The organism is Halonotius pteroides (assembly GCF_003605635.1).
Classification (GTDB): Archaea; Halobacteriota; Halobacteria; order Halobacteriales; family Haloferacaceae; genus Halonotius; species Halonotius pteroides.
On record NZ_QMDW01000008.1, the window covers coordinates 55,183 to 78,513 of the forward strand.

General features: G+C 61.2%; 24 protein-coding genes. 16 read left to right on the top strand and 8 right to left on the bottom strand.

Annotated features, from left to right (window positions below):
- Positions 1-42: 42 nt before the first annotated feature.
- Positions 43-306: a hypothetical protein gene (locus DP106_RS15505; protein WP_133305113.1), complete on the top strand. Its 264-nt coding sequence runs from the start codon at positions 43-45 to the stop codon at positions 304-306.
- Positions 307-359: 53 nt separating this feature from the next.
- On the opposite strand, the gene DP106_RS07210 is transcribed toward DP106_RS15505, so the two are convergent.
- Positions 360-1,136 carry a hypothetical protein gene (locus tag DP106_RS07210; RefSeq protein WP_120084366.1) on the bottom strand — a complete coding sequence of 259 codons (777 nt, stop codon included), beginning with the start codon at positions 1,134-1,136 and terminating at the stop codon, positions 360-362.
- 520 nt (positions 1,137-1,656) lie between these two features.
- On the opposite strand from DP106_RS07210, the gene DP106_RS07215 reads away from it, so the two are divergent.
- Genes DP106_RS07215 through DP106_RS07235 form a run of 5 tightly spaced genes read left to right on the top strand, consistent with a single transcriptional unit; the run spans position 1,657 to position 6,540 of the window.
- Positions 1,657-2,937 carry an urea ABC transporter substrate-binding protein gene (locus tag DP106_RS07215; RefSeq protein ID WP_120084367.1) on the top strand — a complete coding sequence of 427 codons (1,281 nt, stop codon included), beginning with the start codon at positions 1,657-1,659 and terminating at the stop codon, positions 2,935-2,937.
- Between the two features lie 3 nt (positions 2,938-2,940).
- Complete coding sequence (gene urtB / locus DP106_RS07220; protein WP_240625346.1) at positions 2,941-3,894, top strand: urea ABC transporter, permease protein UrtB; 954 nt, start codon at positions 2,941-2,943, stop codon at positions 3,892-3,894.
- Positions 3,891-5,075, top strand: coding sequence for an urea ABC transporter, permease protein UrtC (gene urtC, locus DP106_RS07225; RefSeq protein ID WP_120084369.1), 1,185 nt, complete (start codon positions 3,891-3,893; stop codon positions 5,073-5,075). Before urtB ends, urtC begins: the two co-directional genes overlap by 4 nt.
- Positions 5,072-5,845: an ABC transporter ATP-binding protein gene (locus DP106_RS07230; protein ID WP_120084370.1), complete on the top strand. Its 774-nt coding sequence runs from the start codon at positions 5,072-5,074 to the stop codon at positions 5,843-5,845. The genes urtC and DP106_RS07230 overlap by 4 nt, the downstream gene beginning before the upstream one ends.
- On the top strand, positions 5,842-6,540 hold the full coding sequence (locus tag DP106_RS07235; RefSeq protein ID WP_120084371.1) for an ABC transporter ATP-binding protein: 699 nt from the start codon (positions 5,842-5,844) through the stop codon (positions 6,538-6,540). Before DP106_RS07230 ends, DP106_RS07235 begins: the two co-directional genes overlap by 4 nt.
- A 19-nt stretch (positions 6,541-6,559) precedes the next feature.
- Here the strand turns inward: DP106_RS07235 and DP106_RS07240 are convergent, their stop codons facing one another.
- From DP106_RS07240 to DP106_RS07250, 3 genes are all read right to left on the bottom strand, one after another.
- On the bottom strand, positions 6,560-7,381 hold the full coding sequence (locus DP106_RS07240) for an ABC transporter permease (RefSeq protein ID WP_120084372.1): 822 nt from the start codon (positions 7,379-7,381) through the stop codon (positions 6,560-6,562).
- A complete protein-coding gene (locus DP106_RS07245) occupies positions 7,378-8,232 on the bottom strand; it encodes an ABC transporter ATP-binding protein (protein WP_165857844.1) in 855 nt (284 codons plus the stop codon). The genes DP106_RS07240 and DP106_RS07245 overlap by 4 nt, the downstream gene beginning before the upstream one ends.
- Before the next feature lie 70 nt (positions 8,233-8,302).
- Positions 8,303-10,222, bottom strand: a complete 1,920-nt coding sequence (locus DP106_RS07250) for a NosD domain-containing protein (protein WP_165857845.1) — start codon at positions 10,220-10,222, stop codon at positions 8,303-8,305.
- A 687-nt stretch (positions 10,223-10,909) separates the two neighbouring features.
- On the opposite strand from DP106_RS07250, the gene tnpA reads away from it, so the two are divergent.
- Together tnpA and DP106_RS07265 are read left to right on the top strand one after the other, a co-directional pair.
- Positions 10,910-11,290 carry an IS200/IS605 family transposase gene (gene tnpA / locus DP106_RS07260; RefSeq protein WP_120084377.1) on the top strand — a complete coding sequence of 127 codons (381 nt, stop codon included), beginning with the start codon at positions 10,910-10,912 and terminating at the stop codon, positions 11,288-11,290.
- A complete protein-coding gene (locus DP106_RS07265; protein WP_120084379.1) occupies positions 11,287-12,561 on the top strand; it encodes an RNA-guided endonuclease InsQ/TnpB family protein in 1,275 nt (424 codons plus the stop codon). Before tnpA ends, DP106_RS07265 begins: the two co-directional genes overlap by 4 nt.
- Positions 12,562-12,778: 217 nt before the next feature.
- Here DP106_RS07265 and DP106_RS07270 read toward each other — a convergent pair whose 3' ends face one another.
- Both DP106_RS07270 and DP106_RS07275 read right to left on the bottom strand, forming a co-directional pair.
- Positions 12,779-15,205: a heavy metal translocating P-type ATPase gene (locus DP106_RS07270; protein WP_120084380.1), complete on the bottom strand. Its 2,427-nt coding sequence runs from the start codon at positions 15,203-15,205 to the stop codon at positions 12,779-12,781.
- Between the two features lie 68 nt (positions 15,206-15,273).
- Positions 15,274-15,459 carry a hypothetical protein gene (locus DP106_RS07275; protein WP_120084381.1) on the bottom strand — a complete coding sequence of 62 codons (186 nt, stop codon included), beginning with the start codon at positions 15,457-15,459 and terminating at the stop codon, positions 15,274-15,276.
- A gap of 88 nt (positions 15,460-15,547) precedes the next feature.
- Here DP106_RS07275 and DP106_RS07280 point away from each other — a divergent pair, with 88 nt between their 5' ends.
- Genes DP106_RS07280 through DP106_RS07300 form a run of 5 tightly spaced genes read left to right on the top strand, consistent with a single transcriptional unit; the run spans position 15,548 to position 18,906 of the window.
- Positions 15,548-15,724: a cytochrome oxidase gene (locus tag DP106_RS07280; protein ID WP_120084383.1), complete on the top strand. Its 177-nt coding sequence runs from the start codon at positions 15,548-15,550 to the stop codon at positions 15,722-15,724.
- Positions 15,725-16,228 (top strand): cytochrome c oxidase subunit II, encoded by a 504-nt coding sequence (locus DP106_RS07285; RefSeq protein WP_120084384.1) that lies wholly within the window; start codon positions 15,725-15,727, stop codon positions 16,226-16,228.
- A complete protein-coding gene (locus DP106_RS07290) occupies positions 16,228-18,015 on the top strand; it encodes a b(o/a)3-type cytochrome-c oxidase subunit 1 (protein ID WP_120084385.1) in 1,788 nt (595 codons plus the stop codon). The genes DP106_RS07285 and DP106_RS07290 overlap by 1 nt, the downstream gene beginning before the upstream one ends.
- Entirely contained in the window at positions 18,012-18,230 is a 219-nt protein-coding gene (locus tag DP106_RS07295) for a hypothetical protein (RefSeq protein WP_120084387.1), read from the top strand. Before DP106_RS07290 ends, DP106_RS07295 begins: the two co-directional genes overlap by 4 nt.
- Before the next feature lie 22 nt (positions 18,231-18,252).
- The gene (locus DP106_RS07300) at positions 18,253-18,906 is read left to right on the top strand and encodes a DUF7546 family protein (protein WP_120084388.1); all 654 of its coding nucleotides are present in this window, start codon (positions 18,253-18,255) and stop codon (positions 18,904-18,906) included.
- A 3-nt stretch (positions 18,907-18,909) separates the two neighbouring features.
- On the opposite strand, the gene DP106_RS07305 is transcribed toward DP106_RS07300, so the two are convergent.
- Complete coding sequence (locus tag DP106_RS07305; protein WP_120084389.1) at positions 18,910-19,530, bottom strand: nitrous oxide reductase accessory protein NosL; 621 nt, start codon at positions 19,528-19,530, stop codon at positions 18,910-18,912.
- A 153-nt stretch (positions 19,531-19,683) separates the two neighbouring features.
- Between DP106_RS07305 and DP106_RS07310 the strand changes: the two genes are divergently transcribed.
- From DP106_RS07310 to DP106_RS07320, 3 genes are all read left to right on the top strand, one after another.
- A complete protein-coding gene (locus DP106_RS07310; protein ID WP_120084391.1) occupies positions 19,684-20,376 on the top strand; it encodes an SCO family protein in 693 nt (230 codons plus the stop codon).
- Between the two features lie 2 nt (positions 20,377-20,378).
- A complete protein-coding gene (locus DP106_RS07315) occupies positions 20,379-21,209 on the top strand; it encodes a sulfite exporter TauE/SafE family protein (RefSeq protein WP_205738899.1) in 831 nt (276 codons plus the stop codon).
- Positions 21,210-21,420: 211 nt separating this feature from the next.
- Complete coding sequence (locus DP106_RS07320) at positions 21,421-22,461, top strand: two-component system sensor histidine kinase NtrB (RefSeq protein WP_120084392.1); 1,041 nt, start codon at positions 21,421-21,423, stop codon at positions 22,459-22,461.
- A 48-nt stretch (positions 22,462-22,509) separates the two neighbouring features.
- Here DP106_RS07320 and DP106_RS07325 read toward each other — a convergent pair whose 3' ends face one another.
- Positions 22,510-23,247: a universal stress protein gene (locus DP106_RS07325; protein ID WP_120084394.1), complete on the bottom strand. Its 738-nt coding sequence runs from the start codon at positions 23,245-23,247 to the stop codon at positions 22,510-22,512.
- Positions 23,248-23,331: the final 84 nt, after the last annotated feature.

A 23,331-nucleotide genomic window follows, 5' to 3' on the forward strand; every position in this document is an offset into this window, starting at 1 on the left:
CTCCGTGTGGGCCAGTGCAGTGTGGCTGGTGAACAAACAGACATGACATCCGCAGATTCGAACAACACTGCTAAAAATATTGGCTTTAGTGTATTTATGAACACTGTTACCACGAGAAGGAAAACAAAAATTCGTAAGCGAGAAAAAAGTAAACAATATTTGGTTTTGCCCGTCGAAACCAGTAGTAAATTCGTTGTATGCAAACTTTCCCGCGCTCCAAAGCAGCTCATCGAGACGCCGAAACAGTCGACGACACGGCTGTCGGAACCGCTGGCTGGAGAAGGATACGACCACATCCAGCAGTAATACAGGTCGTCAACAGAGGGAGGTTGGTCAGCAGCGAGGGAAAAAACAGGCGGTCAGCCCACCAGCCCAGGGGCGAGCCCGGCAAGAATGTTGACCGCAAAGCCAAGGACAACCACACCCGCAATCACCTGTGAGATCGCATGGACTCGCTCACTTTGTGCCTTCGAGAGGCGGAACAACGAACCTGCCCCGCCGCCGATGAGTGCCATCGTCGCGATGATGGTCACGGTGTAGGCGGCAACGATCCCGATCAGGAGTGGCTGACCACCGGTGGGGATCGTCACTGAGATGAACGCGATCATCGAGACCGGCGGCGAGAGGGTAAACAACGCGCCAACAGTACCGATCTTGAGGTATTCAAGCGTCGTGTGATCATGTGCGTGCGAGCCGTGTCCGTCGGTGGAAGGCCGGATCGATGCCGGTAGATGGAGGTGATAATGCGAATGGGGCTCGCTTCCGTGGTCGTGGCGATGGCGGTGAATGAGCTTCCGTGTGCCGGTCACCCCGAGATACAGGCTCAACCCCGCGAGGACGACCCCGACGAACAGCGTTCCCACCTGTTCAAGCGCCGGTGGAAAGGCGGTCGTACCAAACAACACGTGAGCGGCAGCGATCCACGCCACGACCAACAGGGCGTGGCCGGCGGCAAAACAGCCACCGACCAATGCCGAGAGCTTCGGATCGCCCGCCTCATGCGTGAGCGCGGTGATCCCCGCGATATGATCGGGTTCGATCCCGTGGGTGATCCCCAACAATCCGGCCGTGAGAAGGTAGCCGACACCCGCTGTCACCCCGAGCCCAAGCCCGAGGTCGGTCAGTGGCTCAACCATCGTCCCTCACGTGCTGGCGGGGGTTAGGATGTCGCTGTTGATAGGATCGGCCGCCTGTTGCGGACAGTCGTGGAATTTGTGTCTCTCTGTTCATGTATCGTATTCGATCGTATCTTTTCGGACAAGAGGGATAATCATTGACGATATCGCAATATCTGCTCGAAGATCCCTCATGGTGTTAGTGTTGATAGATTCGCGAGACCAACCGGTGAGCACAGGAATGTGAGTCGGCTGTGACCACTATTGGGCGAATAACTACTCAGCGATCTATTTGTTCCCTGTTCCGCATTTTAGTCCGGCGTGGGTTAGAGTTATTCGAACATATGTGTAGTATATAAGGATGTAACTAGTGTAATCATCTCCTCTGATGGTATATTGTCTGGTATTGATTAAGATAGAAGCGTTTATATACACTCTTTATCTCAAGGGGAATGTCGACGATGAGCAGACAAACGCTTCGGAATGCGGCTGACCAAGTTGTATATGCACAAGAAACTGTTGAATACGTGGGAGGAAACAAATGAGCGAGAATCGTATTTCTCGGCGATCAGTACTCGCGACCGGTGCGGCCGGCGTTGGGGCGGCACTTGCCGGCTGTTCCGGCGGCGGTGGTGGCGGCTCCGAAGGTGATACCATCAAGATCGGTGTGCTTGAAGATCAGTCAGGCAACTTCTCGCTTGTTGGGACGCCAAAATGGCGTGCCAGCAAGCTCGCCATCGAGGAGATCAACGACAACGGTGGGATCATGGGCCAACAGATCGAGCTGTTCGACCCTGACCCACAGTCGGATAACCAACGCTACCAGCAGCTCACCGAGCGGCTTATTCAACAGGAGGAGGTCGACGCGCTGTGGGCCGGCTACTCCTCGGCGACACGGGAGGCGATCCGGCCGATCATCGACCGCGAGGATCAGCTGTACTTCTATACGACTCAGTATGAGGGCGGCGTCGCCGATAAAAACGTCTACTGTATGGGGCCGACGGCCCGCCAGCAGCTCGGCAGTGTCGTCCCCTACATGATCGAGAACTTCGGCACCGACATCTACACCATCGCGGCCGACTACAACTTCGGGCAGCTGTCGGCCGACTGGGTGAAAGTTATCGCTCAGGAGAACGGTGCGTCAGTCAACAACGAGGAGTTCATCCCGCTGTCGAACCAGAGTTTCGGCTCAACGATCAGCAACATTCAGGAGGCCGACCCCGACTTCGTGATGGCGATTCTCGTCGGCAACAACCACTCCTCGTTCTGGAACCAGCGCACCTCCGCAGGCCTCGAAATCCCGATGGGCACCTCGACGGTGATGGCCCAGGGCTACCAACACAAACGGCTCGATGCGCCGGCGCTCAAGGATGTCTACGGCGGGTTCAACTACATGGAGGAGATCCCGACCGATCGCAACGAGGATTACGTCAGCCGCTACTACGATCGGTGGCCGGATGCCGGCTACGCCAACGAGGAGTCGATCAACAACTACTTCTCGATCTACATGTACAAAAAGGCCGTCGAGGAGGCCGGTACGACCGATCAGGAAGCCGTCAAAGAGGTACTGAACGGCGGCATGGAGATCACCGGCGACAGATCGCCAGAGGGCGACATCAGTCTGCAGGGGCCAGTCCACCACATGACACACAATATGCGTGTTATGAAGTGCGACGCCGAACATAATATCACTGTCGAGGATCAGCGGCGCATCCCCGAGCAGTTCCTCTCGGAGACCGTCGGGATCGACCTCTCAGGGCCGGATAGCGAGCTGGAAGAGCAGTTCACGCCAACCGAGTACTACGACGCCGCAGGGGAGTAACTGATGACAACGGGTTTCGGCGCAGCCGGCATGCTCACCCCCCTCGTCATCGGCGACGTCTTAGGGGCACTCGATAGCGTTGGCGTTCCGATCCCACAGCTCCTACAGATGGCCGACAACATCGCCTTCATCGCGCTGGCGGCGATCGGCCTGACGATCATCTTCGGGATGATGGGCGTGATCAATCTCGCCCACGGCGAGTTCATCATGATGGGTGCCTACATCACAACGCTGTCGGTCAACGTGGCGTCGATCCCACTGCCGGTCGCGATGCTCCTCGGCGCGCTCGGCACCGCCGTCTTCGGGGCGATTGTCGAGCGCACCATCGTGCGGCGGCTGTACGGCCGGCTGCTGGATTCGATGATCGTCACCTTCGGGCTCGGACTGATCCTCACGCAGGGAACCAGAATCATCTTTGGCAACTCCCTGCAGTCGATCGGCACACCGTTCGGTAACGTTCCGGGCTACACCTACTCCGGCTACCGTGTCCTGCTGCTGTTTGCGGCAATCGCCGTGCTGGGGGCTGTCTATCTCGTGTTCACCCGCACCGAGTTCGGCGTGCAGGCACGGGCGACGATTCAAGATCCAGAGACAGCACGGGCAATGGGTGTCGACACGGATCGCATGTACACGATCACCTTCGCGATCGGCTCCGGGCTGGCCGGGTTGACCGGCGCGCTGTACGCGCCCTCAGCGACGATCGTGCCGGGGATGGGACAGTCGTTCCTCGTTGAATCCTTCGTCACCGTCGTCACCGGCGGATCGTCGGTGCTGCTCGGCACCGCCTTGGCTGGTGGGATCCTTGGGACGATCAACGCGATCTTCTCGAATCTGTACGGGAATTTCATCGGCCAGATCGCGCTGCTCATCACGGCGATCATCGTGATCCGGCTGCTGCCGGATGGGCTGACCGGACTCGCAGCCACGATCCGCGAAAAGATAGGTGAACGCCAATGACCGATGGACGCCTGCCGTCACGACTCGACGGGATCGCTCGCAAACTAAACGGGCCGAACACGCTCGGCAACTCGAAGGCGTTCTGGCTCGCCTTCGCTGTCGGGATGGTCGGGATGATCGCCTACCCCCTTGTCCGTGGCTCCTACGCGGCGGGACAGACCTCGCTGTTTCTGGTCTACGGGCTGCTCGCGCTGTCGCTGTCGCTCATCTGGGGGTACACCGGCATTCTGAGCTTCGGACAGGTCGCCTTCTTCGGGATCGCCGGCTACACCTACGCGATCGTGAGCCTCAATCTCGGCGGCGCGTTCGGGCAAACGGTGGCTTTGCCGGTCGCTGTCGGGGTTGCAACGCTGGCGGCGTTTGTGCTGGGCTACTTCATGTTCTACGGGGGTGTAAAGAACGTCTATGTTGCCATCCTCACGCTTGTCGTGACACTCGTTCTTGAGACGTTCATGGCCCAGACCGCCGGCTCCGAGTGGGCGATCGGAAGCGTCCAACTCGGCGGGTTCAACGGGATCCCCGGGATTCGAAACTTCGCACTCGGCGTTGAGGGAGCCTCGTTCAGCCTGTCAGGCTCGGGGTTCTACTGGTTTGTGTTGACCCTGTTGCTCGTTGCGTACCTCGGTAGCCGGATACTCGTAAACAGCCGTTTCGGCTACACGCTGGTTGCGATCCGGGAAGACGCCGAGCGAACAACGATGCTCGGCTACAACGTGAAACGGGTGAAGCTGGCTGTCTTTACGCTGTCCGGCGCGCTCGCCGGGCTTAGCGGCGTGCTGTATGCAACATGGGGCAACTACATGGATCCAAGCGTGTTCACTATCGTCTTCGCTACCATCCCTATCGTCTGGGTCACCCTCGGCGGCCGCGAATCGCTGCTCGGGGGGATCGTCGGCACGATCATCATCGAGCGACTCCGGCTGTGGTTTTCGGTTAACGCCTCGGAGTTCGCGATCGTCTTTGTCGGCGTGATCCTCATGACAACGGTACTGTTGGTTCCGCGAGGGATTCTCCCAGGAATCAGAGACGGCTACGTGTTTTTCAGCGAACACGGGATCCGCAAGGGGATCGAACGCGGCCGAGGAACGATTCAAACACGGATTCAGGCGCGATTGGAGTCGGTCGGTGTCGGTGGATCTGAAACAGAGACGCCACCCAGTTCGGAGGCGGTTCGTGAATGAGCACCCCACAAGGTCTCAACGTCAGAGAGCAGCCGGCGGTCGCCGCCACCGGAAGCAGCCGCGATGCCATCCTCTCGACGAACGGGCTCACCAAGAAGTTCGGCGGCCTCACTGCCGTCGACAGCGTTGATTTCACCGTTGATGAGGGTGAGATCCGCTGTCTGATCGGTCCTAACGGGGCCGGCAAGTCGACGCTGCTTGAACTGATTACGGGACAGCTCACGCCGACGGACGGCGACATCTACTTCGACGGCAACGAGCTGACCGACATGGAGCCACACCGGCGGATGGACGCCGGCATCAGCATCAAGTTCCAGTCGCCACACATCTACGAGAGCCTCTCCGTTGAGCAGAACCTTCGGGTGCCGCTGCAGCGAACCGACCGCGATATCGAGGCTGTGTTGGCACGAACACTTGATCGGATCGCGCTGGCCGAGAAGGCCGACGAGCCGGCCAGTGATCTCTCCCACGGCGAGAAACAGCGGCTTGAGATCGGGATGGCGGTGACGCTTGATCCAGCGCTCATGCTGCTGGATGAGCCCGTTGCGGGGATGTCAGTCGACGAAACGGCCGATATCGCCGAGCTGATCCGGTCGCTGCACGACGACGGGATGACGTTCCTCGTCGTCGAACACGACATGGAGTTTGTTCGGAAGATCTCCGAGCAGGTCACCGTGTTGAATCAGGGGTCGGTTCTCACACAGGGCCCGATTGAAGCCATCGAGAACGACGAGGAGGTTCGGCGGATCTACCTGGGTGAGAACGCATGAGCCTTGAGATCGCAAATCTTAACGCCGGCTACGACGGGACACCGATCCTTAGAGACGTGGCGTTCAGCGTCGACGACGGCGAGATCGTCGGCATCGTCGGCCGCAACGGCGTCGGGAAGACGACGCTGTTGAAGTCGATTATGGGGCTGCTTGAGCCGGAAACTGGACGCATCCAGTACAACGGCGAGGAGCTAACCGGTCGTTCACCCGACGAACACGCAAAACGCAGTATCGGCTACGTTCCACAGGGCCGTGACGTGTTCCCGGATCTGACGGTCAAAGAGAACCTGCTGGTTGGCGAGTCGGTCGGCGACGGTGACGAAACACGCTACGAGCAGGTCTACGACTACTTCCCGATCCTCGAAGAGCGCGCCGATCAGGACGCCGGCACGATGTCCGGCGGCCAACAGCAGATGTTGGCGATCGCGCGTGCGCTCGTCGGCGACCCTGAGCTGCTGTTAGTTGATGAGCCCTCAGAGGGTGTCCAGCCCTCGATCGTTCAGTCGATCACCGAGGATCTCAAACAGATCAACGACGAGTTCGGCACGACAATCCTCTTTGTTGAACAGAACCTCTCTGTCATTCAGGGGCTCGCCGAGCGGTGTTACGCCATCGACCACGGCACCATCGTCGACGAGATCACCGGTGATGCGGTCTCCGAGCGCGACCAACTCGAAGAGTACCTCGTCGTCTGAGCGACCGCTGCCACATTTTTTACTCGATCCGCCACCGCAGCAGTCCTACCGCCGCCCCGAGTGAGCCACCCGTCCACAACAGCAGGCCGGCCACGCTGACCAGCGGCGACGCGTAGCCGGACGCACCGGGTGACAACACGCCGACAACGGTCTCGAAGACAAGCCCGCGATACGCGCTGTTCGGGATGAATCCAAGCACCAGCCGCAGCGTCGCCTCACTGAACACCCCATCAAGCACACCAAGCAGGATCGCCGCCTCGCCGCCGACTACAACGACAAGAACGGCCCCGATCGCAGCAACGATCGCCGTTCGCGTGCTGGCCACAGCGATCGAGGCCACGAGCACGACAGCCACAACGGCGTTGCCAAACAGCAGCGTCACCACCAGAAACCGGGCAAAGAGGATCGGCGAGTCGACGCCGGAATGTGTCGCAAACACGCCGGTGTCGGGGGCAGCGGCGACGGCGACGACGAGCCCAACCACAAAGAGGGCACCACCAACAATCGCTGACAGGACAGCCGCACGACCGAGATAGACCGCCCCAACGTAGGCAGACGGCGAGACGGCGTAGGTGTTCAACATCGCCACCTCGCCACGGCCGAGATCCGAGGGGATCGCCCGATAGCCGATGGCAACCGCGACAGCTGGGACAAGCACCTCCAGTGGCAACAGTAAGTCGACGACAGTTGGGATGTACCCCGTTGCGGCCCCGCCGCCGCTAACTGTCAGCCCGAGCAGGGTTCCGGCAACCACAATCCCAAGCAGGTAGTAGCCCCGCGTTCGGGCAGCCGTGCGGAGTTCCCGCCGGATCAACGTAGAGATGATCGCCAGAGAGCTCATCGGTCGCCTCCCGAGTCGGTGGGCCCACCGGACACCGCCGTGTCCTGATCGGTAGGCTTGTCGCCGCGACGAGGGGCTCCCACGGTCGTCGCCGAACCGTCGCCGGCTGCCGGATCGATGGCAGCGTCGTACACCGCCCAGAGGTCGGCGGCGTCGTACCGCCCGATCAGGTCTGTGGGTGCTCCGGCCGCGGCCACACCGCCTGATTCGAGGATGACGACGTGGTCGGCGTACATCTCGACCAGCGACAGCGTATGGGAGGCGACGACGACCGCCATCCCGTCGGCGGCCCGCCGGGTGAGACTCTCGAAGACTTGCTGAGCCATGCTTGGGTCGAGGCCGCTTGCGGGCTCATCACAACAGACGACCGGTGGGGTGCCAAGAACAGCCTGTCCGACCGCGAGCAGTCGGCGCATCCCGCCCGAGAGCGCGGACACCCGCCGGTTGCGAGCCTCGTAGAGATTGACCTCACACAGGAGTTCCTCCGTGTCGACGGCGGCGTCAACCAGCGACGCGTAGAAATCGACGGTTTCGCTGACGGTGAACTGCGGCCGAAACGCCGGCTCCTGTGGCAGATACCCCATCGGTCGATCCACGTCTGGGCCGGTGTACGTCACCGTGCCAGCCGTGGGGTCGACATGGCCCAACAGCGTCTTCAACAACGTTGTCTTGCCGATCCCGTTGGGGCCGATCACGGCGGTCATCGCGCCAGCGGCGATATCGAGGTCAACGTCGTCGAAGATGGGTCGGTCACCGTATGCTTTCGTGAGCCCGGTCGTTGTGACGACTGCTGTGGCTCCGTCACCGGTGGCGTGATGCTGCTGTGAGTCGGTGCTGTCAAAGTTGGTCATAGGAGAGGAGAGTGCGCGTGCCGCGTGCGATCTTTGCGCGTGCCGTTGCCATCGCTGCTGTGGAGTGGGGTCATCGGTCAGGTGGTGACGGTGTTGCGGGGACGCCGGCAAGCCCGTCGGTGTGGAGCGTCTCCGTTGTCTCAACAAGATCTTGATTCTGTGAGGCCTCAACTGGATCAGGATCGAGGATGCTCCCGGATCGAAGTCCGGGCGAGGCACCGGTGAGTTCGCGGAGCCCCTGATACACCGGCGAGGCGGCGACCGTCCGGCGGGCCATCGAGCGGTGTCGCTGGCCGTCAACCGGGTCGGTTGGCATGTATGCTCGCTCGGCTGTTCGGCCACTCGGCGTCGCCAGCGCGTCCTCCCAGTGGTTGCCGCGCCAGACCCGCAACGGGCCGGCACTCGCACCGGCATGGCGGTCGTTGGCGATGAAATCGTTGCCGGTCACCTTGCTTGTCGCCACAACCGAGCCGGTTCGCATTCCCTGATTGTTGTGTCGGACGACGTTGTGCTCGTACAGCGAATTGATCGCCGTCGTCGTGATCCCGATCCGGCTGTCGGTGACGCCGTTGTGGGCGATGTAGGCGTTCGAGCCGCTGGTCGAGATTCCGGTCGCTGTGTTGCGAACCAGGTTGCCGACGATCGCGGTGCGGGTCGGATCGGTCATCACCGTGATCCCGCCGTACTCCTGGCCGGCCATGCGGTTGTTAGCGACCAGCGTCTCGGAGCTATACATCAGGTGGACGCCGTAGCGGTTCTCCCGAAAGGTGTTGTTACGGATGACCGTGCCGTCAGAGCGGTGGAGATAGACGCCATCCCGGCCGTCAGTAACTGCCGAATCCTCGATGACAGTCGGTGAGTACATGGCGATAACGCCCATGAAGCCGTCATGCCAATCTTCGGGGCCGGCCACCGAGAGGTTCGTCACGACCCCGCCGGGGCTGCGCCGCAACAACACGCCGTTTGCGGGCGTGTGTGGCACGGTCACGTCGGCGATGAGCGTGTCGTTTGCCCCGGTTGCCTTGATCGCCGCATCGCCGTGGCCGTAGCCGAGTTCGATATTCGCATCCCACGTGTCGCCAGCCACAGCGTCGGGGTTGCGGGTTTGGTTGCCAACGCCGGTGACAGTCACCCCCTGGATCGCCACTCTGTCAGCGGTGACACTGATCACGCTGCCCTCACCGTCGCCGGCGATCGTCGCGCCCGGCCCGCGAAGCGTGATCGGGTGGTCGATCTCGATAGACCCCGGATACTGCCCGGGGGCGACGGCGACTGTTGTCCCGTTTGGCGCGTCGTCGATGGCAGTCTGGAGATCATCGTCCGACCCGACGATGACTGATCGCTCACGATCAAGGAGTTCGGTTCTGTTAGCGACCCACGCGTCAGCGTCGGCCCGCTGCTCTGAGACGCGGTCACGGACGACCGCGCCGTCGTCGGCCTCAAAGGACTGCTCGCTGAGGGTTGTCCATGAGACGACTCGCCCACCGGTGTCGTCGGCGAATGCGGTGGCGTCATCGCGGTCGCTAAACGGAACGATCGCCTCGCCGACCGGCGTCGTCGCGCCGCTGTCGACGACGAAAACGGCGTCGCTGGCGGCCGTCCAGGCGGGGTATCGCTCGGTGTCGATCCGGCCGTCGTCGCCGACGCTGGGTGTCGTACTGCTGTAGTCGGTGACGTAGGTCACAAGCGGGTGGCCGTACTGCTGGCGGGTCGCCGGCTCGGTGATCGCCGCCAGCGCGGTCGGCAACCCGTAGTAGCCGATGACATACTGGTACTGGGAGTAAAACACCTGGACGCGGGGGATTGCCGCGGTGTCGTCGGCAGCGACCTCCTCGGCGGAGGCGACCCCGATCGCGCGGGTGTCCTCGAAGGGTACCGGCTCCGGGGCCGCCGAATCGACAGGGATCCCGAACAACGCGGCCGGAATGACGACCACAAGCACGAACAGCATGAGTCCGACCTGCCACCGTCGGGGGAGCCGCCAGTCCATACCCCGATTCATCACCTCGCGGACTTAGCCCGTGTGGTACGCGATCCGAAGGGCGACCGGGATCCGATTGAGGAACGGTCACAGCCACAGGCGTGACAGGTCGGATCCGGCTTCTTGGTCGGTTCGACAGCCGGTTAACAGTGAGAACACCAGCGAAGCGATTTGTCCTGATTGGGTGTGTCGTGGGGCATGGTGGCGTGGTAAATCGCGGTCGACTTTATGATCGGGAGATGTGAAGCGTGTTACTCAGTTTCGTGACCGCGTGTTTTGACACCTGTTCGATTGGGTATCATCTTCTTGCTGTATGCAAGGCTGGAGGCGCGTCTTTTACACGAACAACTTTTTGAATTTTATACGTCAAATACGTTATCATAGTAAAATTAGACTCCGCTGTGCAAGAAATATACTATATCCGCGTACAGTTGGAGTATGATACGGTGGTTTCAATCCAAGAAGTTTGCCGTGCAACTCATTATTCTCGCAGTGGTCTTCGATCCCCTTGGATTCGCTAGCGGCTACGTACTCGCCCCCTCGTTTGATGTTGCTCCGCTTTACGGAAGATTCGAGGCGAAAGCCTCGCCCTTCAGGGCGGGGATGAAGCCGACCAACAGTATTCAACCGCCGACGATGGCACAGACGGGGTTCCAACGCAATCTTTAATCCGTCTGGCCGTGATAGTATGCATAGATGGTAAAGAGTACCCGTCACGCGAAATATGAACTCTACTATCATATAGTGTTCGTGCCGAAATATCGGCGTTCGCACCTGACGGGGAAGACGAAGGAACGTCTCGAAACCATCTTCGCAGAAATCTGTGAGGACAAAGACCTCGAACTAGCCGAGTCCGAGGTCATGCCCGACCACGTACACCTGTTCATCGGGAGTCCACCCAAGAACGCCCCGTCACTCATCGTCAACTGGCTCAAGGGCATCTCAGCGCGGAAGTACAACAACCGATACGACGACCGCGTGAAGTGGACTCGTTCATACTACGTCGGAACAGCGGGAAGCGCGTCGAAGGGCGCAGTTGAACAGTACATCGCTGAACAGGAAGGTGGCGACGAATGAAGCGCGTCAACACCTTCGAGGTGGTTCCACAGACCGAGAACGACAAAGAGTGCCTTCTACGGCTACTCGACGCCCCCGCCTCCCTGTGGAACGAACTCACCTACGAACGCCGTCAGAACTACTTCGATGACGGCGACGTATGGGACACCTCTGAGTACCGAGGACGCTACAACGGCGTCGTCGGAAGCGCAACTGTCCAACAAGTCACGCGCAAGAACAGCGAAGCGTGGCGGTCGTTCTTCGCCCTCAAGGAGAAAGGCGAGGACGCCAACCCACCGTCGTACTGGGGCAACGAGGAAGACGGACGCGAACTCCGTACCTACATCCGAAACAACCAGTACACGATTCAGTGGGGGAAGCGTAGCCGTCTCGAAATCCCTGTCGGGCAAGAACTGAAAGACGAATACGGACTCGGCTACCACGAACGACTCCGCCTCGAAATCCGAGGCAACCCGAAGTGGGACGGCAAACAGGGTCGTCTGGAACTCGAATACGACGAGGTGAGCGACACGTTCAGGGCTTTTCAACCAGTCACCGTGCCTGATTCTCGGCTGGATTCACCACTGGCTTCGGAAGAAGCCGCCCTCGACGTTGGCGCGAACAATCTCGTCGCCTGTTCAACGACCACTGGGAACCAGTACCTCTACGACGGGCGGGAGTTGTTCGGACGGTTCCGCGAGACGACCGACGAAATCGCCCGCCTACAGTCAATACTCCGAGAGGGACGCTACAGTTCCAAGCGGATTCGACGGCTGTACCGACAGCGGACGAAACGCCGTGACCACGCACAGAACGCGCTGGTACGCGACCTCGTTGAACGGCTGTACGACGAGGGCGTGGCGACGGTGTACGTGGGCGACTTAACCGACGTGCTGGAAACGCACTGGTCGGTCAGGGTGAACGAGAAGACGCACAACTTCTGGGCGTTCAAGAAGTTCATCCACCGTCTCTCGTGTGTCTGTGAGGAGTACGGCATTTCTCTTGAAGCCGAGTCGGAAGCGTGGACGAGTCAGACGTGCCCCGAATGTGGCGACCAAGACGCGACGGTTCGCCACAGAGATACGCTGACGTGTTCGTGCGGTTTCGAGGGACACGCCGACCTCACGGCGTCAGAGACGTTCCTTCGGGAAAACAGCGATTGCAAAATCAGGCCGATGGCACGGCCCGTGCGATTCGAGTGGGACGACCACGATTGGTCGGGGAAACCACACCCTCATGAAAGTCCCAAAGAAGTGCGCACGAACCCGCAAGTTGCCTCCGTGGGTCGGTAGCCGAACCCCCAACGGAGGAATCCTCGCGCTTTAGCGCGGGGAGGATGTCAAATCCACGAATACAAGATTCGATCAGTCGAGACCTCCAACTTTGTTGTTTTTGAGAAGTGCTCGGATCGTGGCAAAACGCGGCGACACGACGGCACGAAACTCACAGTCGGACAGAGCGACACGACGCATACGGCTGCAGCATACTTCTCCAGCCGTCTGTAGGTGATCAATCCAGCGGGCGGAGCGTCGAGTTCACCACGACCAACAGACTGCTCGTTCCCATTGCCACCGCGGCCAACAGTGGATTCAGCAGGCCGGCGACCGCAAGCGGGATCGCCACCGCATTGTAACAGAGTGCCCAGCCGAGATTCTGGGTGATGCGGCTATTTGTCTTCTTGATGATTGTTAGCAGCGAGGGCACCGCCTCAAGGGTGCCATCGGCGACGACCACGTCGCCGGCGTCGGTTGCGAGTTTCGTCCCCGTCGCCAACGCGATTCCGAGATCTGCCGTCGCCAACGCCGGGGCGTCGTTGCTCCCGTCGCCGATCATCGCCACCCGACCCTTTGACTGGAGCTCCCGCACCGTCGCCGCCTTCGCCTCCGGCGGCACACCGGCGAACACGTGGTCGACAGCCGGATGCTCGCCGAACCTCTGGGTTGCGGCCTCGTTGTCACCGGAGAGAACAACGATCTCGCGGTCGTCGGCCGCAAGCTCGCTGACGACGCCCTCCCAGTCGGCTTTCGGCTCATCGCCGACAGCGATCACCCCCTGGATCATCTCGTCCCAGCCGACGACGACAGCGACCGCGCCGCTTTCGGCGATGCGGTCGGCGGCCGCCAGATACTCCGCGGGGTCGTTCCACTCTCCCTCGCCGAACAGTGATCGATGGCCAACGAGTGTGTCCGCACCGTCGACCTCGCCGCGGACGCCACGCTCTAAGGTGTCGACCGTCTCGATCGAGGCGTCGGTGTCGGCCCAGCCGGCGGTCGCCACACCGCCATCAGTCGCCGTCGACGGCGGCTCCTCATCCGTTGGCTGGCTTGCTGCCGACACATCGGGGGCGGCTGCCGCGACGATCGCATCGGCGACCGGATGAGCGGCTGCGCGTTCGAGGGTGGCAGCCGCCGACAGGACGGTCTCGGGGTCGTCGGCGACCGTCTCGGTGACTTCCATCTCGCCGGTCGTCAGCGTGCCCGTTTTATCCAGGGCGATCACATCGAGATCGATCGGCCGCTCAAAAACGGTGTCACTGGCAACGACCAACCCGTGGTCGGCAGCTGTCTGAATCCCGCGGGCAACCGCCAACGGCGTCGCCAACCCGAGCGCACAGGGACAGGAGACGATGATCACGGTCAGCCCGGTGAGCAGCGCGGCCGTCGGCGGCGTGCCGATTGCGATCAGGCCACTCGTGGCGACCGCACCGATCGTCAACACGAGTGGAACGAAGATCGTCGCCAACTTGTCGGCGAATCGCTGGACACCCGGGGAACTGCTTTGGATATCCCAGAGGAGTTCGACGAGCCGATCCAGCGTGCTGTCGGCGTCATCGCCGGCCTCGATCGTCAGCGGCTGATCGGTGACGACGGTGCCGCCGCGGACAAAGTCGCCGGCGCGTTTCGTGCGGGGCAACGACTCACCGGTCACCAGTGCCTCATCGACGGCGGCGACACCGTCGACGACCGTGCCGTCAACCGGGATCCGATCACCCGGTCGAACAAGGAGCTTGTCGCCTGGTTGCACCTCGGCAACAGGAACAGTCGTGCCATCCGGCCGCCGAGCTTCGTCGACCTGAATCGCCGTCAGCTCCGAGAGCAGATCCGACGCCCGGCGTTTGATCCGGGTCTCGTAGTAGTTGCCGAAGGTGACAACCAGGATGATGGCGACGGTGACATCGAAATAGAGGTCGGTACGGCCCAAGCCCAAAGCCAGCGTGCTGTACCCGTAGGAGCCCACGGCGGCGACAGCGATCAAGAGATCCATGTTCGGCTCGCCGGCCTTGAGGCTGACATACGCCCCCCGGAGGATCGGATACCCGGTGTAAAACAACACAAGCGACGCCAACAGCCACAGCTGGGTGAACAGATACAGCCCATCAAACCCGCTGAGATCGATCAGCGGCTCAAAGCCGAAGTACTTGGGATAGATGAACAACACGTACCACATCATCGTCATCATTCCGAAGAACCCGCCACCGATGAGGAACTTGGCGACGGCGACATCGCCGGCCATCGCGGTGTCGTCGCTCAGGGCGCGTTCGGTGGCGTCGTAGCCGTAGCCCGAAACCAACGCCGGCAGCCGGTCGCCGTCGATGGCGTCGGGATCGTAGTGGAGTTTCAGCGTGTCCGTCGCGTAGCTCGCACTTGCCGCACCGACGCCGTCATTCTCGACGGCGGTTGATTCGAGAAACGCCTCACAGGTAGCACAGTGCATGCCATCGACATGGAGATACTGCTCGTCGTACTCGTCCGGGAGGTCGTCAGGATCGGTGTCGGGGTGGAGTTCATCGCGTGCGTCTTCGGGGCTTGTCGCTTCGAGAGAGCCGACCGAGCGCGCAACTTCCAGACAGCCGTGACAACAGAACTCACCGTCGACAGCCTCGTCGGTGATCGGCGGATCTGGCGTCGGCAGCTCACAGAGCGAACAGGTGTTCATGCGGTGGTGTGGCGGTTGCCGTTCGATGACGACCGACGCCGGCGGTCAGCCGCGGACGACAACGGCCGTTATGCGTGGTCGTGGCCGTGTTGTCCATCGCCGGACAGCGGCCCAAAGGCGATAAACAGCGCGGCGGCGATGATCGCAACGTTGAGAAGCGAGATGACAGCAATCTGCTCTTTGACAACCGCATAGTATCCCATCGCCGGCAGCGCGGTGAGCGCGACCAGTGTACCAGCCCGTGGTGAAACCATGTTGCCCGCAGTTTTGTTTCATCAGTGTTAATTCTTTGTGGCTGTTCCCACTCAGTGAGCGACACCCACTACGTTTATTGGTTGAATTATGCAAGACGGGCGTGATATGGAAGAGGAGCAAACAGTTCGCGAACTCAGCCACGACGAGTTTGATCCAAACGGAACGCTAGCCCTCATTGCGGTGTATTTCGTGATCCTACTCGCGATGTGGGTCTTTATGTACTTCGTCGAGTTCCTCGGCAACGAACTAACGGTTGTGGGATAGATGAACATTCACAGCTACGAAAAGATCTGGCTTGTCGTCGCGATTCTACTGATCGTCGGCTTCATCAGTACGGTCACGTACGGCGCGACGGCCGTCGGGATTGATATGGTCGACGATGAGGGTGGCACAGTCAATGCAAGCGCGCTCGATGAGGATCCACGGTTTAGCGAGCCACGGGTCGAACAGGTTGGTGACAACGAGTACGAGGCGTATGTCATCGCCCAGCAGTATATCTTCAACCCTGATCCGATCAGGGTGCCGGCCAACAGCACGGTGACGTTCTTTATTACCTCGCCGGACGTGATCCACGGCTTCGAGATCGTCGGCACAAACGCCAACACGATGGTCATTCCCGGGCAGGTCGCAAAGATCACGGTCAACTTCAATGACCCCGGGGAGTACGGCATCGTCTGTCACGAGTACTGTGGGAGCGGCCACCACACGATGGAAGGCTCCGTTGTGGTACAACCCGAGGATGAGTTTGAACCCGGAGGTGACGAATAATGGGGTCAGCACTCGAAACTGGTACACCAAGCTTCGTTGATCGCTTCCCACAGGAGGCATCAGTCGTCAAAGCCGCCCTGACAAGCTCATTTATCGCGCTGTTCCTTGGCGCGGTGTTTGGGCTTATTCAGGGGTTACACCGAACCGACGTTTTTCGCTTCCTCGATTCACAGTACTACTACACCGTGCTGACAGCCCACGGTGTGCTGATGGTCGTCTCGTTTACCATCTTTTTTCTCGTTGGGATCTTCACCTGGGCCGTTGTCCGCAGCCTTGATCGGCCGGTCGAGGATATCCGCTACACGTGGGCCTGGTATGGCCTGATGGTGGTTGGAACACTGATGGCCGTTGTGGCGATTCTCGGCGGGTTTGTCCCCTCAACGGAGCTGAGTGCCGACGTGCTGTACACGTTCTATGCCCCGCTCCAGGCCCATCCGCTGTTTTATGGTGGGTTAGCCATCTTCATCATCGGCACCTGGCTCGCCGGAGCGGATTGGTTCCGCTCGTGGTACGCCTGGAAACAGGAGCATCCCGACGAACGCATTCCGCTGCAGACGTTTATGGTGTTGACGACGATGCTGATGTGGTATATCGCCACGATCGGGATTGCGATCGCTGTCGTCGGCTTCCTGCTGCCGTGGTCGCTGGGGCTCATCGAGAGTGTCAATCCGCTGTTGACCCGAACCTTGTTTTGGTTCTGGGGCCATCCGGTGGTCTACTTCTGGCTGATGCCGGCGTACCTGCTGTGGTATACGGTGCTGCCGAGTATCTCGGGTGGGCGGCTGTTCAGCGATCCACTCGCCCGCGTCGTCTTTGTGTTGTTCCTCCTGTTGTCGACGCCGGTGGGCATCCACCACCAGTACGTTGATCCGGGCATCGCCGAAGGGTTCAAGCTGATCGCCATGACGAACACGATGTTCCTCCTGCTGCCGAGTCTGTTGACTGCCTTTACTGTCGTCGCCAGCATGGAACACGGTGCGCGACAGCGCGGCGGGAGTGGCCTCTTCGGCTGGCTGCGCGCACTGCCGTGGCGGAATCCGGCCTTTACCGGCATGGCTCTTGCCGGACTGATGTTTGCTGCCGGTGGGTTCAGCGGCATGATCAACGCCGGGATGAACATCAACTATCTTATACACAACACGCTGTGGGTGCCAGGTCACTTCCATCTCACCGTCGGCACAGCAGTTGCCCTGACGTTCATGGCAGCGAGCTACTGGCTGTGGCCACAGCTCACGAACAAACCGCTGTTCAGCCGACCGATCGCGCTGACACAAACTGTCGTCTGGTTTGTCGGCATGGCACTGATGTCGAATGCGATGCACGTTATGGGGCTGTTCGGTGTCCCACGGCGCACCGCCGAGCCACAGTACGAGGGCTTTGAGTTCGTCGCCTCATTCGGCTCGATTACCGAGCTGCGAATGCAGCTTGCCCTCGGAGCGACCCTGTTGTTCATCTCGACGGTGTTGTTCGTGAGCAACATCGCACTCTCAACCGGGTCGCCGACGCGGACAGGGCTCGGACAACCGCTCTCAAAGCCGCTGTCGCCGGCGGCTGATTCACCGGAGGTGCTGGACAATCTCAAGCTCTGGTTTGGGATCGCTATGGTGTTGGTCGTCTTGGCATACATGCTCCCGCTGGCCAGCATTGTCGGCGACAGTGGTGTCATTGACCGTGGCGTCTCCGCCGCACCGGTGATGATCGATCTCCTCACAGGGCTCAATCCAGTTACTGCGGTCACTGAGGCGGTCAGCCGTCTGAGTGTGGCGATCGTGGGGGTGGTTCCATGAGAGACGCCTCCCCCGGCGGCATCCTGCTCGGAAGCGGCGTCCTGTTTGTGGTTCTCTGGGAGATCCGCAGCGCGCTCGGCCTGCTGGCCGGCGTCGACACCAACGGTGCGGCGTACTTCATCGGAACGGTCATCGTCGTTGCGTTCGTCGCCTTCGGCCTGAGCGTCGGGCTGTTTCAGGTGTCGGCGATGGTGTTCAACGAGCGTCGATCCTAATCGGGGTCGACAACCCCTTCTCATGTCGCAGACAGCATCCATCTGGTCGCCGGTCGGAACCGCGGTGAGCATCGCGGTTGTCGCGGCAGTGATGCTCGTGGCCGCGATCATGGCGTATCTCAACGGCACCAACGCGGCGATTACCGAGCTACGAGCGCTGGCGTATCCGGTTGTGTGGATCAGCGTCAGCCTCGCGGCGGCGGTCTGGATCGGGCAGACAGTGCAGGGCCGCCCGCGGCGGTGGCGAGGAATCGCTGTCGGCGGCGGCTACACGCTGGTGATCGCCTGGCTCACCGGCCTGCTCGGAGCGACGACCGGCGGCTTCCCGCTGGGGGTGCATGCGGCACCGCCGGGGTGGGGGCCGATCATCCTCTATGACAGCGGGCTCCTTCGGCTGTCGATCGTCCCATTCAAGCTGATCGCGTATCTCGCCTTGGGCTATGTCATCTACGCCCTCGTGGCCGCACATCGTGGCTCGATTCGAGCGGCTGCGGTCGGTGTGTTCTCCTGTGTAAGTTGCACCGGCCCGTTGCTGGTCGCGATCATCGGCGCAGTCGGTGGGACACAGGCGACGACCGCGGTGGCAACCGCCGGCTACGACATCGCCACGGCGGCGTTGGTGGTGACGTTCGGACTGCTCGTCGCGGTCGTTGCGCGACAGCAGCCGACCGGCTGACCGTTACCGGCCGGTCGACGCTTTGATACCGTCGATCAGATCGCGGTCGACAGCGGTCGCTTGCCGAACGCTTCCCCCGTGAGTCGACGCAAACGAGTCGGCGTCCTCACGAACCGAAAAGGCGATCACATCCGACCCCATCGCGCCCCGCACCTCGCTGCCGGCGACAACGAACAGTTCGGATTCAAGCGCGAAGCTGTCGGCATCAAGTGCCGCCGAGATAAACGGCTCGCTGTCGTCGCTGAGGTCGTACTCAACCTGGCTGTAATCGGTGAGATAGGTACCGATCGGCGTCGCACCCTCATCAACACGGTCGAACCGGTAGCTATAGGCACAGATGCCACTGCAGAACCATGCTGGGCCATCACGGTCGTCAGGCAGTGATTCAAAGTAGACCTGACCGGTTGGCCCAGGGTAGTCCTGGATGATCATGCCGCACTCATCGCAGGCCTGGCCCGCACCGAGTGAGACGGGGGCTGGAACCTCGCCGCCAGCCGAGGAGCCGCCAAGACAGCCGGCGACAACGGTGGCTGCCAGCCCACCGCCGGCAGCAACCATCGACCGCCGGGACAGCGATGGCGACAGCAGGCGGTCGGGGATCGATCGATCAGGCGGGTGTGACATACAGACGGGTATGGGTCGGTCGAGCAAAACCGGTCTGGTGTAGCCATCAAACAGCGGTCGATGTGGGTGGGTAGATGGCAAAAAGCGCGTCACGGAGTTACTTCGAGGCCCACACCAGAGGCTACTTTCAGCCGGCACCAGTACAGATGAGTAATGGATCGACGGTCGTATCTCAATGCAGGCGCGGCGGTAGCGGCAGCGGGTGCGACCGCCGGCTGTCTCGGCGGCCTCTTCGACAACGGGCCGGAAAACGTCGTGTTGTCCGAACCGGACGACCAGCTCGCCGACAGCAGTTCGCTGGCGTATCCGGCCTACGGCGAGTCGTTCCCGACGTTTACGCTGTCAAATCCGTTCGCTGAGGCGTCGTTTTCGGTCGCCGACTTCGGGGAGCCGTTTCTCTGTACGGCGTTCTATGCGTTCTGTCCCGCCGAATGTATCCTGCTGTTGAACTCGTTTGGGAAGGTGCAGGCGCGGCTGCTCGAAGCGGATCGAGCCGATGAGATCGGCCTTCTGGCGATCACGTTCGATCCCGAACGCGACACACCCGAGACGTTGCGGACAAACGCCGACCGGCGGGGCATCAACTACCAGCATCCGATGTGGTACTATCTGCGACCCAGATCGGCCGACGCCGCCAAACAGGTCGTGGAGGAAAAACTCGGGTTGGCCTACGAGAAAATCGGTGATGTCAACGGCGATGCCTACGAGTTCACCCATATCAGCGTCACCTTCCTTGTCAACCCAGACGGGGTGGTCGAACGCGCCTATCGGGGCGAACAGCCGGCTGTCGACCGTCTCGTCGACGACAGTCTCACCGTCCAGAACGCCTATTCTCAGGATACCTGATCGTGAGCCTGCTTCTCCAACACAGCTGCAGCGCGCCGAGTTCGGCCAGCAGCCTTGCTGGCCAGCCGGTAAGTCTGGGGGTGTTTCTGCTGATCGGGCTCTTTGGTGGGGCCCACTGTCTGGGGATGTGTGGGCCGTTGGTGACGACCTACGCCGACCGGATGCGCGAACAGGACGACTGCGGTGGCGGCCGTGGCGGCGGCCGGCTCTCTGTCGGGATGGTCAAACAACACGGGCTGTTCAACCTCGGGCGGGCGGTGAGCTACACGCTGATCGGCGGCCTCTTTGGCCTGGCCGGCTCGCTGGTCGTCGTCTCGGCGGGGCAGGTGACGACAGCGTTCCGCGAGCTCAACATCGTCGTCGGCTTCAGCATCGGGCTGCTTATCATGGCCGCCGGCGTGAGCTATCTGATTCGCGGCCAGGTCATGTCGCTGCCCGGCGAGTCGCTGGTGACGCCGGTGACGACGGCGGTGCAATCGCGGCTCATGGTGCGGGTCGACGACTACGTCGGTGGGCCACGGATCGCACTGCTCGGCGGGATCCACGGGTTGTTGCCGTGTCCGCTGCTGTATCCGGCGTTTCTGTACGCGTTTGCCCAGGCTGCGCCGGTGCGGGGTGCGCTATCGCTGGCCGCGCTTGGGCTCGGCACGATCCCGTCGCTGTTTCTCTATGGAACGCTGTTTCAGTCGGTGTCGGTGTCGACCCGGGTGAAACTCCATCGGGTACTCGGCGTTGGCTTTCTCGTGTTGGGGTATATCCCGTTTCAACACGCGCTGATGCTCATGGGGATCGAGTTGCCACACCTGCCGGTACCGTTCTATCAACCGCTCTGAAACCCCGGAGTGAGAGAACCCGCGGCTCCAGCCGGGGGAACACGACGAAACGGAGGCTCTAGACCACTCCTCTCGGAGTATCGGGGCGACCATCAGATCCCCGTTGCTGGAGCGTATAGCCCTCGTCGAACCATGTCGATGCGGCCGGGGGTCGGATGCCCGCCGGGTAGCAAACCATGGTGATTATCACCAGACCCGATCAAGTGCTGGTATGAGCGAGTCGGTATATGAATCGATCGTTGAACACAGCAACGACGGGATCTTCCTCGCCCAAGACGGCGAGATCACCTACGCCAATCAGCGACTGTGTGAGCTGACAGGCTATAACCCGGACGAACTTGATGGAATGGCAAAGCTAGATATCGTCGCCCCCGACGACCGTGAGCTGGTCAAAGGCTACCATTTTGCCCGGATGAGCGGCGATCCCGCCCCCAACCAGTATGAGGTCGCATTGCAGACGGTCGACAACGAGTTGGTGCCCGTCGAGCTGTCGGTGAGCCGCGTCCACTACAAGGGCGAGCCCGCGGCCGTCTCGGTCTGTCGGGATATCACCGATCGACAGCAGTATCAACGCCGACTGGAGGAACAGCGGGATAATCTCGAGTTGCTGAATCAGGTAGTGCGTCACGACATCCGCAACGACCTCCAGATCGTTGTCGCCTACAGCGAGATGTTGACGGGAAGTGTCGATGCGGACGCCGAGGCGTATCTCCAATCGATCCGTGAGAGCGCGCGCAACGCGGTCGATCTAACCGCGACCGCCCGAGATCTCGCCGATGTGATGCTCCAACAGCACGAGCGGGGGACAATCGAGCTTGCCCGACCGCTCGAACAGCAGATCGAATCCATCCGAACAGCCCATGCCGCCGCGGTGATCAACGTCGAGGGCTCGATCCCGTCGGTAACCGTCTACGGCAACGAGATGCTCGATGCCGTCTTTCGGAATCTCTTGCAGAACGCGATCCAACACAACGACACGGAGATCCCCGAGATCACCGTCAGCGTCGACCACGGCGACGACACCGTCCGGGTCGCCGTCGCCGACAACGGCCCTGGCGTTCCCGAGAGCCAACGCGAGGAGATCTTCGGCAAAGGCGAGAAAGGCTTAGAGAGCGACGGCTCCGGGATCGGGCTGTATCTCGTCTATACGCTTGTCGACAGCTACAGCGGCTCGGTGTGGGTTGAGGACAACGATCCCGAGGGGGCGGTGTTTGTCGTAGAACTCCCGATCGCCGAGGCGGACGAGGCGTAATCACAAGACACTGATCGGCAGGCACAGGGTAAGCTATCGCACAACAGCTCACGCATCCCGGACGACGAGCACCGGGCGGCGCGCCCGATCAACGAGCTGTCCGGTCATCCGGCCGAAGATACGCTCACGGAGCGACGGCTCGGACTCGCCGACGACGAGCATATCATACCCCTTGGCTGTCTCGACGATCGCATCGCCGGGCGAGCCGCGCTGGTCGACCTGCCAGTCAACACGGTCAGGGTCAATGCCGATCTCTGCGAGGCGATCGCAGGCTCCCCTGAGAAGAAACTCGCCGTGGGAGGCTTCATCGTCGGCGTCGGCAACGTTGTACAGCGTTGCGGTCGCATCACTCGCGCCCAGCAGGTCGGCCACAAAGGAGACGATCCGTTCGATATTCTCGTCGCCGCGTATTGGAACCAGCAGACGAGCAAACGTCTCATCGCTATCGCCGGGTGTGAGCACCGCATCGACGCCGTACTCGACCGCGATGTGGTCGATGGTCTCGGCGCGATCGTGAGTAAAGACAACGACAGAATCGACCGCCGCACCCCGGTCGGCAAACTGCGCAACCGCCCTCTCGGTGGCGGCGGTTGCCGCCTCGTCGTGGTTCGCGCGGAGCTGTTCCGGCGGTGCCTGACTCGGAACCGGGTAGTAGCCCAACACGACAACATGGAGCGGCGACAGAATATCGACCAACGCCACCGGTAACGTCTTTCCGTCGGCGGCGTTTACCGGGATTAACACCGTCGGCTTCCCCTCGTTGTCGTTGCTCTTATGCGTGGCCATGCGTTTAAAATAGGCTCTGTTCGGATTAAACACCGGGGATCTAGCCGTCGCCGTGGGCGTCCCGGTATATAAATACGGCCGGCA